Here is a 15,503-nt window from a genome sequence, read left to right as displayed (position 1 = left end):
ACAGCGCCCTCCCGAGGGATGGGCCACGGGCTTATGGTTCGAGACGCGCGCAACTGCGCGCTCCTCACCATGAGGGATAGATAGGGGAGTTCTCGATGAACAAGATCGATCTCAACGGCCGCATTGCCGTCGTCACCGGCGGCGCGCAGGGCTTTGGCCGTGCCATCACCCGGCGTTTCATCGACTCCGGCGCCAAGGTCGCGATCTGGGATTTCGACTCGGCTCTCGCCGAGAAGACCGCGAATGAAGTCGGCGGCGAGACAAAGGTCTTCAAGGTCGACGTCACCGACCCCGCCGCCGTCGAGCAGGCGCGCGATGCGACGCTTGCCGCCTTCGGCAAGATCGACATCCTCGTCAACAATGCCGGCATCGCCGGCGTCAACAAGCCGGTCTGGGAGACCGATCTCGAGGAGTGGCGCAAGGTCCTGCGCATCAATCTCGACGGCCCTTTCATCGTCTGCAAGGCGATCGTGCCGACGATGCTCAAGCAGAAATACGGGCGGATCGTGAACATCGCCTCGATCGCCGGCAAGGAAGGCAATCCCAACGCCTCGCATTATTCGGCCTCCAAGGCCGGACTGATCGCGCTGACGAAATCGCTCGGCAAGGAATTGGCGGCACATGACATCCTCGTGAATGCGGTGACGCCGGCCGCGGCGAAGACCGCGATCTTCGACCAGATGACGCAGCAGCATATCGACTTCATGCTGTCGAAAATCCCCAAGGCGCGCTTCGTGCTGGTGGAAGAGCTCGCCGCGATGGTGAGCTGGCTCGCATCCCAAGATTGTGCCTTCTCCACCGGCGCGGTGTTTGATATTTCCGGCGGACGGGCGACCTACTGAGGCAGCCATGATCCGGGAAGGTGGATGCCTGTGCGGCGCGGTGCGGTTCAAGGCGGAAGGTGAGCCGCTCAACGTCCGCATCTGCCATTGCCGCATGTGCCAGAAGGCGATGGGCTCGCCCTACTTTGCTCGCGCGCAATTCGACCAGCGCGCGCTAGATCGCGACGCGCGTCGGCGTGGTCCGCTCCAGCGCGAAGGCCCAGAGATAGAAGGTCAGCGCAGCACCAAAGGCGCCGAGATAGAAAGCCGCCAGCCATTGCGGCGCGCCGAAGCCGGCGACCGGCGCAAAACTGCCGCGGATATAAGAGAGCAGGACGAGGCAGGCCGCCCCAGCCGCCATGCTCATCGTGGTGAAGGCGATCGGGCCGGAGCGCCGGATCAGCGGCTTCGACCAGATACCGTAGAGCGCCATGCACAGCGCTGCCGCCATCATCAGGAGATCGCCGCGCCAGGCGCCCGATGGTGCCGAGGTCAGGTCGGAGAGCAGCGCGACGGCGACGCCAAATGTCGCTATCACGACACCAATCGATTTACGCCAGCTCAGGGCCTCGGCGCCGAGCGCGGCGCCGATCACGAGTGACAGCAACGGAAGCGTCGACAAGGCGAGCGCGCCGCGCGCGGCGGTCGTGAAGATCAGCGACGCGTTGAACAGGATCGGAAACAGCGCGAAGAACAGGATGCCGAGCCCGGTCGCGGCGGCCCAGTCCCCTCGCCCCGGCCAGCGGTCACCGCGGAACAGCGTGAGAGGCAACAGCAGCAGGAAGCCGATGCCGAACCGGAACGAGCCGATTGCCAGCGGATCGAGGCTGCCCACGAGATAGCGCGTGGCGCCGATCGAGGTGCCGCCGAGGCCGCTCGACAGCACCGCGGCCAGAACGCCGGAGATTTCGCCCACACTTCCTCCCTTGACGAGCCTCGAACGCAGCATACGAGGCGCGCCGAAACAGGGAATGGAGTTTCCGTCATGCTGGGATAAGTTTTCGTCATGACCACGCCTGTTCTCGATCCCGATCTGCTGAAGGCATTTCTCGCCGTCGCCGAGCATCGCTCGTTCACGCGCGCAGCCCAATTGCTCAACCGGACCCAGTCGGCGATCAGCGTCCAGATCAAGCGCCTGGAGGAGCGGATCGGCACCAAGTTGTTTGAGCGCACCAGGGCCGGCGTCGCGCTGACCGCGGCGGGCGAAGAACTCCTCGTTTATGCGAGACGGCTTCTCGACCTCAATGCAGAGGCGATCGATGTGCTCCGCGCGCGCAAGCACGACGCCGTGGTCCGCCTCGGCGTGATGGACGATTACGGCACGATCGTCATTCCGCCCTTGCTGGCGCGCTTTGCCCAAAACCATCCGGAGATCCGGGTCGAGATCGAGACCGGCTTGACCGCGACGATGCCGGCGCGGGTCGGCGAGGCCTATGACCTCGTCATCGCCATGCATCCGGAAGGACGCGGCGATGGCGAGTTGCTCCGGTGCGAGCAGGCGGTCTGGGCTGCGGGCGGATCGTACTCAGCCGAGGCGCACGACACGCTGCCCGTCGCGCTCTACCCGCCGGGCTGCCTGTTCCGGCAATGGGCCGCGGAGGCGCTGGATGCCGCAGGCCGGCCCTGGCGCCTCGCCTTTGTCAGCCGCACCCTTGCGGCGGTGGAGGCGATCGCGGCGCAGGGCGTTGCGATCACCGTCGTGAAGGCCGGCACCCTGCCCCCTCGCCTGCGCATCCTGTCGAACGGCCTGCCGCCGCTGCCGGCCGCGGATATCCGCCTGCACCGCGCGCGCAACCTGTCGCGTCCGGCGGCGCTGCTGGCGGATCATTTGCGACGTAGTTTTTCGGAACCGGCCACCCTATCTAGAGCTTGAGCGCTGCTGCACCGCCGGTTGGCTGGGACGGCTGCAAGGCCGCAGGCAAACCGGGATAGACGAGCCGTGAACATTTCCCTTTATGAGCTTTCCGTATGGGTGCTACCGCTGCTGCTCGCCATCACCTTCCACGAGGCCGCGCACGCTTTCGTCGCGTACCGTCTCGGTGACAACACGGCCTGGCAGCTCGGCCGCGTCAGCTTCAACCCTATCAAGCATATCGATCCGTTCGGCACCCTGATCCTGCCGGCGATGCTGCTGTTCGCGCACTCACCGTTCCTGTTCGGCTATGCCAAGCCGGTTCCCGTCAATTTCCGCAAGCTCAACCATCCCAGGCTCGACATGGTCTGGGTGGCCCTTGCCGGGCCCGCCACCAACATCCTGCTGGCGCTCGCGGCGGCTCTCGCCCTGCATGCCCTGCCCCTTGCACCGGCGGCCTCGGCCCAGTGGATCTTCGACAACCTCAAGAATGCGCTGGTGATCAACGCGGTGCTGGCGGTGTTCAACATGATGCCGATCCCGCCGCTCGACGGCGGGCGCGTCGCGGTCGGGCTGTTGCCTCGGGCCCTCGCCATGCCGCTGGCCCGGCTCGAGCCGTTCGGGATGCTGATCCTGATCGGCCTGTTGATCCTGCTGCCGCTCGCGGGCTCGCAGCTCGGTCTAAATCTTGATGTTATTTCAGGAATACTGCGAACGTTGACCGGTTATGTGATTCAGGCTGTTCTCTTCCTGACCGGCAACGCGTAGTTCAACAGAACACCCGAACACAAGCCGAAGGGCTCGAGGCCGACTTGGTCAAAGCTGCCGATATGCTGATCGCGCGACGCGCGGACACCCGCGCCCGCGCCGATTTTGCCACCTGGAAGATGATGGCCAAGCTCAACGGGGCCTCCGCGCTGCCTGCCGAGGCGCAAGAGTTCCTGGCCAGCTACAAGAACCTGCTGGCGCAGATGAGCGAGGGCGAGGCCACCGAGGCCACCATCGGCGCGATCTACAAGGCCTACTATGCCGAGATGGGCGGCGCGGGAACTCCGCCCGACGTCCGGACCCGTCCGCCCGAGCCGGCAGCGGACAATGTTACCGCTTTCCGCCGCCCGCCTCCGAAACCGACGAAGACGGCCTCCTTTACGGCGGCGTTTAGCGGAGCCCAGAAACGGCCGCTCCCGGTGGCGCTGATCTTCGCCTGCCTGGTCGTGGTCTATGTCGGGATCCGGCTCTACTGGCGCTGAGCCGATTTCTTCTTTTTCTTCTCGTCCGGCGGCGTGAAGATGATGTCGACGGTACGCTCGAACCGGTCTTCGGTCAGTCCGGCCGGAGGCTGCGGGATGGGATCGGACTTGCGGACAATCGAGATCGCGGCCGCATCGTAGGCCACATCCCCTGACGACTCCACGACGTCGACGGACAGCACATTGCCCCTGCGGTTGATCGCGAAGCTGACCTTCACCTTCTGATTATTGGGCTGCTTGCCCTCGGGGTTGACCTTGTGGGCCGTGAGGTGCGCGCTGATCTTGCGATTCCAGTCGCTCGTAATCCTGAGGATGTCCTTGCCGAGGCCAAGCACCGGCGCCAGGGCCTTCTCGGCCTCGCGCGCGTCCTCGTCGAGTGTCTGCCGCGCCGTTGCAACCGACTGCGGCGAAGCCTCGGCAGCGGGTGTCTCGACCGCCGCGATCTTGGGATCCTCGTCCTGCGGCTTCTTCGAGGTGTTTTCGGTGACGACCCGATCGGGATCGTCGACCTGTTGCGACTGGTCCTTCGGAAGCTCGGTTTCCTTGGTCTCGGCCTTTTGCTCGGGAAGCGCCTGCTGCTCCTGCATCGCTTCGCTGTCCGGTCCCGGCGGAAGGTCGGTCTCGGGCGCCTTGGGCGAGGCCATCTCGACGGCGAACTCCGCGCCGGACGCGCCCAGGCCATCGTCGTCGTCATCGGTCCGCAGATGGGCCAGGGCAAGCGCGGCACCGCCCAGATGGAGCGCGAGCGCCGCCACCGCCGCCAAAATCCAGAGCTTCCGGGATGGTCTGGCTTCGTCCGACATCGTGCGCCTCTAAGGCTGACCGGCGCCTGCCGCAGGCGCTCCGGGAGCGCCCTCCAGCGCGACCAGCTTCACCCGGGAATAGCCGCCTGAGCGCAAGAGCTCCATGACGCTCATCAATTCGCCATACGGCACCGAGCGATCGGCGCGCAGGAAGACATACTTGTCCTTGCTCATGTCGGACAGGCCGTCGAGGGTCCCGATCAACTCGGCGCGGTGGACCGGGTTTTCGCCGATCGCAAGCGTCAGGTCGGGCTTGATGCTGAGATAGGTCGGCTTGTCCGGCTTCTTCTGCGGGGTCGCGCTCGAGGTCGGCAGATCGATCGGCAGGTCGACCGTGGAAAGCGGAGCTGCGACCATGAAGATGATCAGCAGTACCAGGATGACGTCGATGAACGGCGTGACGTTGATGTCATGCGTCTCGCCGAAATCGTCGTCGTCATCATTGTCTGCGAGCGAAACGCCCATGGTTCACTCCGCCGCGCGCGAATGCGCGCTGCCGTGGCTGCGGTCGAGATCGCGCGAGAGCAGCCGCGCCGCCGCGCCCGAGGCACGGCTGACGAGCTCGAGATAGCTTTTCGTCACGCGCGAGAAGTGGTTGTAGATGATGACGGCGGGAATGGCGGCGACGAGGCCGATCGCGGTCGCGAGCAGCGCCTCGGCGATGCCGGGCGCGACCACGGCGAGGTTCGTGGTCTGCGACTTCGAGATGCCGATGAAGCTGTTCATGATGCCCCAGACCGTGCCGAACAGGCCGACGAAGGGCGACGTCGAGCCGATGGTCGCGAGCACGCCCATGCCGATGCGGATGCGCCGCGCTTCTGCGCGCACAATCTCCTGGAAGCTCGAGGCCGCACGCTCCTTGATGCCGGCATCGCTGGACAGGCCGGCCGACATCCGCGCCTCGCGCAGCGCTGCCGCCAGGAAGGACGGCAGAATGCCCTGCTTGGCACCGAGCGCCATCTGGGCTTCCGCCAGCGACCGCGCCTCCGAGATCTTCTTCAGTGCCGAACGAAGCTTGCCGGATGCGACCGACAGCTCGATCGACTTGGCGATCAGGACGGTCCAGGTCATCAGCGATGCAAAGGCGAGCCCGATCATCACCGCCTTCACGATGACGTCCGCCGACATGAACATCACCCAGGGGGACAGCTCCTTCATGGCCGGCGCGATAGCGGCCGCGTCGGGCTTCGCCGCGGGCGCCGCCGCCGTCGGAGCGGCAGCTGGAGCCGGGCTGGCCGCGGCCGGCTGAGCCGTCGCCTGTGCCGGTGCCGCCGGCTGGGTCTGTGTCTGTGTCTGGGCAGAAACAGGGGATACGAGCCAGGCGGCCGCCAGCATCAAGGCGGCGGCAAGGCTTGCTTGGAAGGACATGATCTTCATACTTCGGCCCAGTAGCGAATGAGGTTGTGATAGATACCCGTCAATTTGACCGTTTCGGGATCGTCACGCCCGAGCCGTTCCACCAGCGCCTGTATCGCGGTGTCGAGGTCAAAGATCATGCTCCGGGCTTGATCGTCCCGTATCATGCTCTGAAGCCAGAAGAAAGACGCAACCCGCGTCCCCCTCGTCACCGGCGTGACGAGATGGAGGCTGGTCGAGGGATAGAGCACGCAGTCCCCGGCTTGCAACTTCACTTCGTGCGAACCGTAGGTGTCCTCGATCACAAGTTCGCCACCGTCATACTCTTCCGGCTCGGCCAGGAACAGCGTGACCGACAGGTCTGTGCGGATGCGAAGGCCGGTCAGGCGGTCGCCGCGGATCGCGTTGTCGACATGCAGCCCGAAATGATGGCCGCTGTTCGCCGCATAGCGGTTGAACAGCGGCGGGAAGATATGGAGCGGGATCGCCGCTGCCAGGAACCGCGGGTTCGACGTCAACGCCGAGATGATGCGGTTGCCGAGCTTGCGCGCGACCTCGCTGTCAGGCGGCAACTGCTCATTGCGCTTGACCATTGCTGACTGCGCGCCCGCGGTGGAGCGTCCGTCTTCCCATTCGCTGGCGTCCATGATGCGGCGGAAATCCGCCACATCATCCTTGCTCAGGACGCCTTCTATGCATGTCAGCATGGCACCTCGTCGTTACTCCATCAGTAGCGCGCCGAGATCACCAGATAGGCGGCGCGTCCCGGTGCTTCCAGCACGAAGGGCGCGGCGCTCTGGTACAGCGCGTCATAGTAGCGTTTGTCGAAGATGTTGTTCACGAACAGCTTCAACTGCCAGTTCTTGTTGAGCTTGGCTTCGACGAAGGCATCGAACCGCCAGTAGCTCGGGATCGAGGTGCCCTGGTTCGCCGCGAGGAACGTACCGCCATAAATCTTCGAGCGGTAGACCGCCTGACCGCCCAGCTCCCACACATCCGTCAACTGATATTTGCTGAGCAAGCTGAAGGATTGGTGCGCGATGTTGGAGAGGGGCAGGCCCACGTTGGTGGTGTAGAGCGTCGTGTTGGCCGGCGGAATCAGCGACTTCGTCACTTCCGACTGCATCAGAACGAGACCGCCGAAAATGCTCCATTTGTCGGTGATCTTGCCGCCGACGCCGAGGTCGATACCGCGAATACGATAGGCCGCGCCGGCCGTGATACAGGATACGTTCCCCGCCGTAGCAGTATAGGGACATGCCGCAGTCGCAGTTGCAGCAGTGACATTGCGCGATTCTCGCGCATTTTCCTTTTCGGTCTGGAAGAGCGCAGCCGTCAGCAACAGGTGCCTGTCGAACAGCTCCCACTTCGTCCCAAGCTCGATCGCCTTGTTCTTCTCAGGACCGAAGATCTGAGGAGCGGCGCCGTTGAGCACGGGCGCAAGACCACCATACTGAACGCTGGTTCCGTCAAATTCCGCGCCAACCGGGTTCGACGAGGTTGCGTAGGCCGCGTAAACGCTTCCGTTCGGCAACGGCTTGAGGGTGAGGCCGAGATTGAAATTCGGCATCCCGTAGTCTTGCTGCTGCTGGCCAAAGGCGTTCAGCGTTCCCCCGTTGACCGAACCCCAGCCGTTCACCTTGACATTATAGTCATCATACCGAACGCCACCATTCAGGATCAGGACGTCGTTGTAGTTGGCCGTATCCAGCACGTAAACGCTCTTGGTATCGATCGCGATGTTGGTCGGCTTCTGCGTCAAACCTCCGGGAATCCCGAAGGGAAGGTTTGTGTATTGCGGACTGAACACGCTCACGCCTGTCAGCGAGTTGCCGGTAAAGCCGCCAGGTAGCGCCTCCGAAGCAAGGCCGGTATAGCTGTTGATAGACGACGTCTCGTGGTCGTATTCGAACCCGGCAAGCGCAGTGTGTTTGAAGCCTGCGATATCACTGAACTTGTAAGTCGCCTCGGTCTGATTGGCGATGACGTCCGTGACCTGGTAGCGGCTCTGCGGATTCGCACTGAGGGTGTAGGCCGTAAACGGAGCCCCTGCGGCGAGTGTCGGCGCTTCAGGCAGCGTTCCAATGTAGTTCTGCGTGGAGTGAGAATCCCTGAACCTGTTGGTGATCAAGAGATCTGGCGTGACGTAAACTTCGGCGTTGAGCGAACCAATGTCCTGGCCGGTCCGGTAGAAGTCTCGGTTGAGGAAGCCGTACCAATTCTTACGATTAACCCCGAAATCGGTGAACGGGCCGCCGGCGGTCGTTGCCGTGCTCGGCCGATAGTAAGGCACGCCGAAGTCCGGGAGTCCGGTCAGTTCGGTATGGATGTAGTTGGCAGTGATTTTGACCGCATCCAGAGGCTTCCATACCGTCGCGACGAATGCGCCGTCGCGATTGTCCGTCACATAGCCTCGCCCAGCGACATTGGCGTCCTGAAACAGTCCGCCCGCGCGCACCGACCAGGTCGGGTTGATCACCTGGTTGACGTCGAGCACCACGCGCTTGGTCATGTCGGTGCCAAACGTGGTGTCCATGTTGTAGAAGCTCTTCTCGGTCGTCGCCTGCTTGGTGACGATGTTGATCGCGCCGCCGGCCGTACCGCGACCAGCGAAGGACGAGCCCGGACCACGCAAAATCTCGACCTGTTCGGTAAAGAAATTCTCGCGCACGCTGACGCCCGAGTCGCGCACGCCGTCGATGAAGACGTCGTTGCGGGCATCGAAGCCGCGAATGAAGAAGCGGTCACCGAAGGCATTGCCGCCCTCACCCGTTCCGAGCGTCACGCCTGCCGTGCTCAGGATCGCCTGCTTCAGCGTCGTGGCGTTCTTGTCCTCGAGCACATCCTTTGTAAGCACGGTGATCGATTTTGGCGTGTTGAGGATTGGCTCAGGGAATTTACCTGACGCTTGCACTCGAGTGGCCATGTAAGGCGCGGCGGGATTTGCGTACGGATCACGATCGGCAGCACCAGGGCTCGGATTGGCGACAGGCGCTTGTGAGGCCTGCTGCCGCTGCGCCGCGCGCCGCAGGGCGTTGCGCGCACGAATCTGATCGGCGGTGGGCTTCGAAGCGGTCGGACGCGGACGCTGCTGAGGCGCATCGACGTTCACGGGGGGCAGATTGGTCTGCTGCGCCTGTGCGCCGGTCGAGACCGTCGCGACCGCGATCAGACTGGCGACCGTGGATACAGTCTTGCCGGTCGCGGTGTCGAAATTGTTGCCGAAGGATTTCCGATCCGCAACCGAACGCGACGATCGCGGTGTTTTCATCATGCCCATCACACGCCCCACAGTGCTTATGCTTCCATTGGTCGCGTTGCGGCAACGCGACGCATTGGTGCTATCGAGCGTGGTATTGGGGGTCAACGCGATCTCGGCCACACTCCGTTTGAATCCGACCATTTCAAAGCAATTCTAAACTCGGTTGAGTGCGCCGCAGTTTTAAATGGTTCTAAACTTGAACCATTCTAATCTGGACATTGATCGCTGCAATCTCGTCGTGCCGCATCAACCTTCGAGCTGATGCGCTTCGTCGATGCAGAGACGCGAACGATGGGGCGGTGCTATCGGTCGGAGAAAAGCTGGTCAATGCGATTGATCTGCCTGCACATTTGAATTCATCCAGATCGGACTCGGTGCAGATTTCAATCTGGAAGCATGGGCGCATGCGAGAGCTGCGCAGGCGCGAGCGGCGGCGCCGCTCTCAATCGCTGCTCGGCGGCTTCATCAGCGAGAACAATTCGTCGACGGTTTTCTGCGCGACGGCGCGCACGCGATCGGAGTTGTCCATGCCGGCGATGTTGACGCCGTTGACGACGGCTTTGATCTCGTCGCGAAAGTCGGTGAGGAATCGCAAGGGATCGCGCTGCTCGTTGGCGACGCGTGCGATCAGTCCCGTGATCAGAATCTGGCACGCGATCAGCTTGCCGTTCAGTTCGTCCATCCTGCGCTCCCGTTGTGGCGGGGCCGATATGACCGATACCGATTTTCCTGACAACCGAAACGCCCTGCACGCGAATTAGAACCGTTCTCACGGGTGTTGATTCCGGCTCACTTCGCAGGGCGGCCGGCGCTGTCTTGCGGCTCTGCGGGCCGCCGACACCGGTTCCGAGCATTGCCTAAAGTTTGCGCGCGGATCGTTCGCGCCGGGAAAAATGCAGGACTGCACACCGTAGTGTCACGGAGCTGCCTAGACCGTGCAAAGCTTTCCAATTGTTTAGGATTCCGAACGGATAGTGCTGTTTACACTGGAACTTGGCGTGTATTATACAAGCGCGCTGGAACCCTATGATTGCTCCACAATTCGTAGTTTTGGGCGTACGAACCAACGAGCCGACATGAAAAAAACACGGCCGATCCTCTGGATTCTGATCATCGCGGCCGTGGCCTCCGCAGGTTACTATGGCTGGCAGAAATTCGGCTCGCCCGAGGCCGGAAAAACCCAGACCGCTCAGAAGGGTCCGCCGCGCGCGCCCGCCATCCCCGTCAGCGTTTCGCCGGTCCAGAAGTCCGACTTTCCGGTTTATCTGACCGGTCTCGGCACGGTTCAGGGCTTCAATACGGTGCAGGTCCGAAGCCGGGTTGACGGCCAGATCGACAAGATCGCCTTCACCGAAGGCCAGATCGTCAAGCAGGACGAGCTTCTGGTCTCGATCGATCCCCGCCCCTATCAAGCCGCGCTCGACCAGGCCAAGGCCAAGAAGGCGCAGGACGAGGCCAATCTCGCCAACGCCAATCTCGAACTCCAGCGCGCCATGAAGCTCGGCGAATTCGCGACCGCGCAGCGGGTCGACACCCAGCGCTCGACGGTGGCCCAGCTCAACGCCCAGATCGCGGCCGACGAAGCTGCCATCGCCAACGCCCAGACCCAGCTCGACTACACCCAGATCAAGGCGCCGATCACCGGCGTGGCCGGGCTGCGCCTGGTCGACGTTGGCAACATCGTCAACGCCTCCACGCAGACGGGAATCGTGACGATCTCGCAGGTCGAGCCGATCTCGGTGATCTTCACCGCGCCGGAAGATCAGCTGCCCTATATCAGCGAAGGTCAGAAGGCCGGTGCGCTCAAGGTGATCGCGTTCACCACCGACGGCAAGAAGACGCTGGCCGAGGGCAAGCTCGCGGTCATCAACAATCAGGTCGATACGACCAGCGGGACTATTCGGCTCAAGGCGGTGTTCGACAACAAGGAACACACGCTGTGGCCGGGCCAGTCGGTTTCGACGCGCCTTCTGGTACGCACCCTGAAGGACGCGACCGTGGTTCCGGATGACGCGGTTCAGCATTCGACCAACGGCCTCTACGCCTATACCGTCAATCAGGACAACAAGGCGGAAGTGCACAAGATCAAGGTCAGCTACGCCATCGACGGCCGTTCGGTCGTCGACGAAGGCTTGAGCCCGGGTCAACAGGTGATCACCGGCGGTCAATTCAAGGTCCAGCCCGGAAGCCTCGTCTCGACGGCCGTAGCAAGCTCGGATCCGAGCCAGAACAAGGTACGACAGGAATGACCGAAGGCGGGATTTCGGCACCTTTCATCCGTTATCCCATCGGCACCTCGCTGCTGATGGCCGGCATCCTCTTCGTCGGTCTCGTCGCCTATCCCCTGCTGCCGGTCGCACCGCTGCCGCAGGTGGACTTCCCGACCATCCAGATCACGGCCAATTTGCCGGGCGGCAGCCCCGAGACGATGGCCTCGTCGGTGGCCCAGCCGCTCGAGCGGCAATTCGCCCAGATCCCCGGCATCGCCCAGATGACCTCGACGAGCTATCTGGGCACCGCCTCGATCACCATCCAGTTCGACCTCAACCGCAGCATCGACGGCGCCGCCAATGACGTGCAGGGCGCCATCAACGCCGCAAGCGGCCAATTGCCGAAGAACCTGCCCTCGCCGCCAACCTACCGCAAGGTCAACCCGGCCGACGCGCCGATCCTGCTGCTCTCGGCGACATCGGAGACGCTGCCGCTGACCACCGTCAGCGACGCCGTCGACGCCCAGCTCGCCCAGCAGATCAGCCAGCTCTCGGGCGTGGCGCAGGTCTTCATCGGCGGCCAGCAGAAGCCCTCCATCCGCATTCAGATCGACCCGGCGAAACTCGTCGCCAAGGGCCTGTCGCTGGAGGACGTGCGCAGCCAGATCGCGATCACCACGGTCGACAGCCCCAAGGGCAATATCGACGGGCCGAAGCGCGCCTACACGATCTACGCCAACGACCAGCTCACCCAGTCGAAGGACTGGAACGACGTCATCATCGCCTATCGCAATGGCGGTCCGCTTCGAATCCGCGACATCGGCCAGGCGGTGAGCGGCGCCGAGGACGCCAAGCAGGCAGCCTGGGCCAACGGCAAGCGTGGCGTGTTCCTGGTCGTGTTTAAGCAGCCGGGCGCCAACGTCATCGAGACCGTCGACCGGATCAAGGCGACCCTGCCTCGCCTCGTGGCAGCGATCCCGCCCGCGATCAAGATCGAGCTCATCAGCGACCGTACCACGACGATCCGCGCCGCGGTCGAGGATGTCCAGTTCACGCTGCTCCTGACCATCGCCCTCGTGGTCATGGTCATCTTCGTCTTCCTGCGCAGCTTCTGGGCGACGGTCATTCCCACCATCACGGTTCCGCTGGCGCTACTGGGCGCGTGCGCCCTGATGTGGGTGGTCGGTTATTCGCTGGATAATCTGTCGCTGATGGCGCTCACCATCGCGGTCGGCTTCGTCGTCGACGACGCCATCGTGATGCTCGAGAACATCACGCGCTACATCGAGGAAGGCGAATCGCCGATGGCGGCCGCCTTTAAGGGCTCCAAGGAAATCGGCTTCACCATCGTCTCGATCAGCATCTCGCTGGTCGCGGTGCTGATCCCGCTGCTGCTGATGGGCGGCATCATCGGACGCCTGTTCCGCGAGTTCGCCGTCGTGCTGGCGATGACCATCTTCGTCTCGATGTTCGTGTCGCTGACGCTGACGCCGATGATGGCCTCGCGCTTCCTGCGCGCCCATGGCGAGGTGACCCACGGCAAGTTCTACCAGTGGAGCGAACGCGCCTTCGACGGCATGCTGCGCGGCTACGAGTACGTTCTCGATCATGCCCTGGCCTGGCGCCGCACCACGCTCCTGATCTTCTTCGCCACGCTCGGCCTGTCGATCTATTTGTTCATCCTGATCCCGAAGGGCTTCTTCCCGCAGCAGGACGTCGGCCTGATCACGGCGACCTCGGAAGCGTCCCAGGACATCTCCTTCGCCGAGATGCAGCGCCGCCAGGTCGAGCTCGGCAAGATCGTGATGGAAGATCCCGACGTCGCCACGATCGCGATGAACATCGGCGGCAGCGGCCGCGCCGGCAACAACGGCAATTTGTTCATCACGCTGAAACCGCGTAACGAGCGCAACGCGTCGGCCCAGGAGATCATTGCCCGACTGCGTCCCAAGCTCGAGAAGGTGTCGGGCGCCCGCCTCTACATGCAGGCGGCCCAGGACGTCCGGCTCGGCGGCCGGCCGACGCGCACGCAGTTTGAATTCACGCTACAGGATGCCGATCTCACCGAGCTCAACGACTGGGCGCCGAAAATCCTCGCCAAGATGCAGACGCTGCCGCAATTGCGCGACGTCGCGACCGACCAGCAGACGCAGGGCACCACGGTCCAGCTCAAGATCAACCGCGACACCGCATCGCGCTACGGCATCCAGCCGCAGCTGATCGACGACACGCTGTATGACGCCTTCGGACAGCGGCAGGTCACGCAGTATTTCACCCAGCTCAACACCTACAAGGTGATCCTCGAGATCCTGCCGGAGATGCAGGGCAGTCTCGACAGCCTGAACAAGCTCTACCTGAAATCGCCGCTGACCGGCGAGCAGGTGCCGCTGTCGACCTTTGCGACCTGGTCCACCGATCCGGTCCGCCCGCTCTCGATCAGCCACCAGGGCCAGTTCCCGGCGATCACGATCAGCTTCAACCTCGCCCAAGGCGTCGCGCTCGGCCAGGCCACCGAGGCCGTGCAGAAGGCGATGGCCGATCTCGGCGCACCACCGACCCTGAATTCGAGCTTCCAGGGCACCGCGCAGGCGTTCCAGCAGTCGCTCGGCACCGTGCCGCTGCTGATCCTCGCAGCCCTCGTCGTGGTCTATCTGATCCTCGGCATCCTGTACGAGAGCTACATCCATCCGATCACGATTCTGTCGACCCTGCCCTCGGCCGGCGTCGGCGCGCTCCTGATCCTGATGGCGGCCGGCTTCGACTTCAGCTTGATCGCGCTGATCGGAATCATTCTCCTGATCGGCATCGTGAAGAAGAACGGCATCATGATGGTCGACTTCGCCATCGCGGCCGAGCGCGACGAGCACAAGACGCCGGCGGAATCGATCCGTCAGGCCGCGCTGCTGCGCTTCCGGCCGATCATGATGACGACGATGGCCGCCCTGCTCGGCGGCGTGCCGCTGATGCTCGGCCACGGCACCGGCGCCGAGATCCGCCAGCCGCTCGGCTACGCCATGGTCGGCGGCCTGATCGTCAGCCAGGCGCTGACGCTGTTCACCACCCCGGTGGTCTATCTCTATCTCGACGAGCTCAACAACTGGTTCTCGGGCTGGGGCCGTTCGGGTGACGGCGACGGCCACGAGGTCGCCGAGCACGGCACCGTTAAGCAAGCCGCCGAGTAAACTTGCGCCGCGGCTCCCGCGACGCTACAGCGAGGCCCTCGGTTCACGCCAACGCGGTTTCGCCATGTCCATGCAATCCAGACTTGTCGCCCTCGCCGCCGCCCTTCTGCTGTCGACAGCCGGCGCGTCTGCCCAGCAGAGCGCCAAAAAGAACGCCGCTTCCCCTGCACCGGCCGCACAGCCCGCGCCAGCTCCGACGCAGCCGCAGGCTGACGGTGCACAGCAAGCCGGATGGGTCGTGCGCTGCACCAGCGTCAGCCGCGACGCGCCGCTCGAATGCGCGATGGAGCAGAACGCGGTGCTGACCAAGACCGGCCAGACCATCGTCCTGATCAACATCCGCATCGCGCCGGACACCCGCACGCCGGTGGCGCTGCTGCAATTGCCGCTCGGCCTCAACCTGCCCGTCGGGGCCAAGCTCCAGGTCGACGAGGGCAAGACATTCGACCTCCAGATCCAGACCTGCGAGAACCGCGGCTGCTACGCCTCGACGCCGATCGCGGCGGACCTGCTCGCGGCCTTGCGGTCGGGCAAGCAGCTGAAAGTCTCCTTCCAGAACATGGCCAAGGAGGCGATCGCGATCCCGATGCCGCTGGGCGATTTCGCGGCGGCCTACGACAAGATCAAGTAAGGACCGTTCCCGTTTCCCGTTGGAGTGGACGCTCTCTCACCTCGTGATTGCGAGCGTAGCGAAGCAATCCAGCAATCTTTCCGCGGAGGCAGTCTGGATTGCTTCGCTGCGCTCGCAATGACGGCGCGGATGCAGC

The 15,503-nt window shown here is 63.6% G+C and carries 14 protein-coding genes and 1 pseudogene; 8 read left to right on the top strand and 7 right to left on the bottom strand.

From position 1 onward, the window contains the following. Positions 1-95: 95 nt before the first annotated feature. Both AC5ZFO_RS07330 and AC5ZFO_RS07325 read left to right on the top strand, forming a co-directional pair. Entirely contained in the window at positions 96-842 is a 747-nt protein-coding gene (locus AC5ZFO_RS07330) for an SDR family NAD(P)-dependent oxidoreductase (RefSeq protein ID WP_014495989.1), read from the top strand. Between the two features lie 7 nt (positions 843-849). After that, a pseudogene (locus AC5ZFO_RS07325) lies at positions 850-999 on the top strand (GFA family protein); the annotation flags it as partial. Here AC5ZFO_RS07325 and AC5ZFO_RS07320 read toward each other — a convergent pair. Then, positions 997-1,770, bottom strand: a complete 774-nt coding sequence (locus tag AC5ZFO_RS07320; protein WP_496121858.1) for a DMT family transporter — start codon at positions 1,768-1,770, stop codon at positions 997-999. The pseudogene AC5ZFO_RS07325 and the gene AC5ZFO_RS07320 overlap by 3 nt on opposite strands. Positions 1,771-1,827: 57 nt before the next feature. On the opposite strand from AC5ZFO_RS07320, the gene AC5ZFO_RS07315 reads away from it, so the two are divergent. The 3 genes from AC5ZFO_RS07315 (at position 1,828) to AC5ZFO_RS07305 (ending at position 3,923) form a co-directional block, all read left to right on the top strand. Further along, on the top strand, positions 1,828-2,694 hold the full coding sequence (locus AC5ZFO_RS07315; protein ID WP_282518119.1) for a LysR family transcriptional regulator: 867 nt from the start codon (positions 1,828-1,830) through the stop codon (positions 2,692-2,694). A gap of 66 nt (positions 2,695-2,760) precedes the next feature. Further along, the gene (locus AC5ZFO_RS07310; RefSeq protein WP_282518120.1) at positions 2,761-3,441 is read left to right on the top strand and encodes a site-2 protease family protein; all 681 of its coding nucleotides are present in this window, start codon (positions 2,761-2,763) and stop codon (positions 3,439-3,441) included. Between the two features lie 62 nt (positions 3,442-3,503). Further along, positions 3,504-3,923: a hypothetical protein gene (locus AC5ZFO_RS07305; RefSeq protein WP_282518939.1), complete on the top strand. Its 420-nt coding sequence runs from the start codon at positions 3,504-3,506 to the stop codon at positions 3,921-3,923. Here AC5ZFO_RS07305 and AC5ZFO_RS07300 read toward each other — a convergent pair. The 6 genes from AC5ZFO_RS07300 to AC5ZFO_RS07275 all read right to left on the bottom strand — a co-directional run bounded on the left by AC5ZFO_RS07300 (position 3,911) and on the right by AC5ZFO_RS07275 (position 10,026). Beyond that, positions 3,911-4,726, bottom strand: a complete 816-nt coding sequence (locus AC5ZFO_RS07300) for an energy transducer TonB family protein (RefSeq protein WP_282518121.1) — start codon at positions 4,724-4,726, stop codon at positions 3,911-3,913. The genes AC5ZFO_RS07305 and AC5ZFO_RS07300 overlap by 13 nt on opposite strands. Before the next feature lie 9 nt (positions 4,727-4,735). Beyond that, entirely contained in the window at positions 4,736-5,191 is a 456-nt protein-coding gene (gene exbD / locus AC5ZFO_RS07295) for a TonB system transport protein ExbD (protein WP_014495997.1), read from the bottom strand. 3 nt (positions 5,192-5,194) lie between these two features. Further along, the gene (gene exbB, locus AC5ZFO_RS07290; protein WP_282518122.1) at positions 5,195-6,103 is read right to left on the bottom strand and encodes a tonB-system energizer ExbB; all 909 of its coding nucleotides are present in this window, start codon (positions 6,101-6,103) and stop codon (positions 5,195-5,197) included. Next, positions 6,100-6,789, bottom strand: coding sequence for a Fe2+-dependent dioxygenase (locus AC5ZFO_RS07285; RefSeq protein ID WP_282518123.1), 690 nt, complete (start codon positions 6,787-6,789; stop codon positions 6,100-6,102). Before AC5ZFO_RS07285 ends, exbB begins: the two co-directional genes overlap by 4 nt. A gap of 20 nt (positions 6,790-6,809) precedes the next feature. Continuing rightward, a complete protein-coding gene (locus AC5ZFO_RS07280) occupies positions 6,810-9,362 on the bottom strand; it encodes a TonB-dependent receptor (protein WP_496121857.1) in 2,553 nt (850 codons plus the stop codon). Positions 9,363-9,786: 424 nt separating this feature from the next. Further along, positions 9,787-10,026, bottom strand: coding sequence for a hypothetical protein (locus tag AC5ZFO_RS07275; RefSeq protein WP_028146580.1), 240 nt, complete (start codon positions 10,024-10,026; stop codon positions 9,787-9,789). A gap of 394 nt (positions 10,027-10,420) precedes the next feature. Here AC5ZFO_RS07275 and AC5ZFO_RS07270 point away from each other — a divergent pair, with 394 nt between their 5' ends. The 3 genes from AC5ZFO_RS07270 (at position 10,421) to AC5ZFO_RS07260 (ending at position 15,367) form a co-directional block, all read left to right on the top strand. After that, positions 10,421-11,593, top strand: a complete 1,173-nt coding sequence (locus AC5ZFO_RS07270) for an efflux RND transporter periplasmic adaptor subunit (RefSeq protein WP_282518125.1) — start codon at positions 10,421-10,423, stop codon at positions 11,591-11,593. Next, positions 11,590-14,736: a multidrug efflux RND transporter permease subunit gene (locus AC5ZFO_RS07265; protein ID WP_282518126.1), complete on the top strand. Its 3,147-nt coding sequence runs from the start codon at positions 11,590-11,592 to the stop codon at positions 14,734-14,736. Before AC5ZFO_RS07270 ends, AC5ZFO_RS07265 begins: the two co-directional genes overlap by 4 nt. 64 nt (positions 14,737-14,800) lie before the next feature. Continuing rightward, positions 14,801-15,367, top strand: a complete 567-nt coding sequence (locus AC5ZFO_RS07260) for an invasion associated locus B family protein (RefSeq protein ID WP_282518127.1) — start codon at positions 14,801-14,803, stop codon at positions 15,365-15,367. Positions 15,368-15,503: the final 136 nt, after the last annotated feature.

The sequence above is a fragment of the Bradyrhizobium sp. Unk1 genome (genome assembly GCF_059512345.1).
This window is presented reverse-complemented; position numbering and strand designations above follow the sequence as displayed.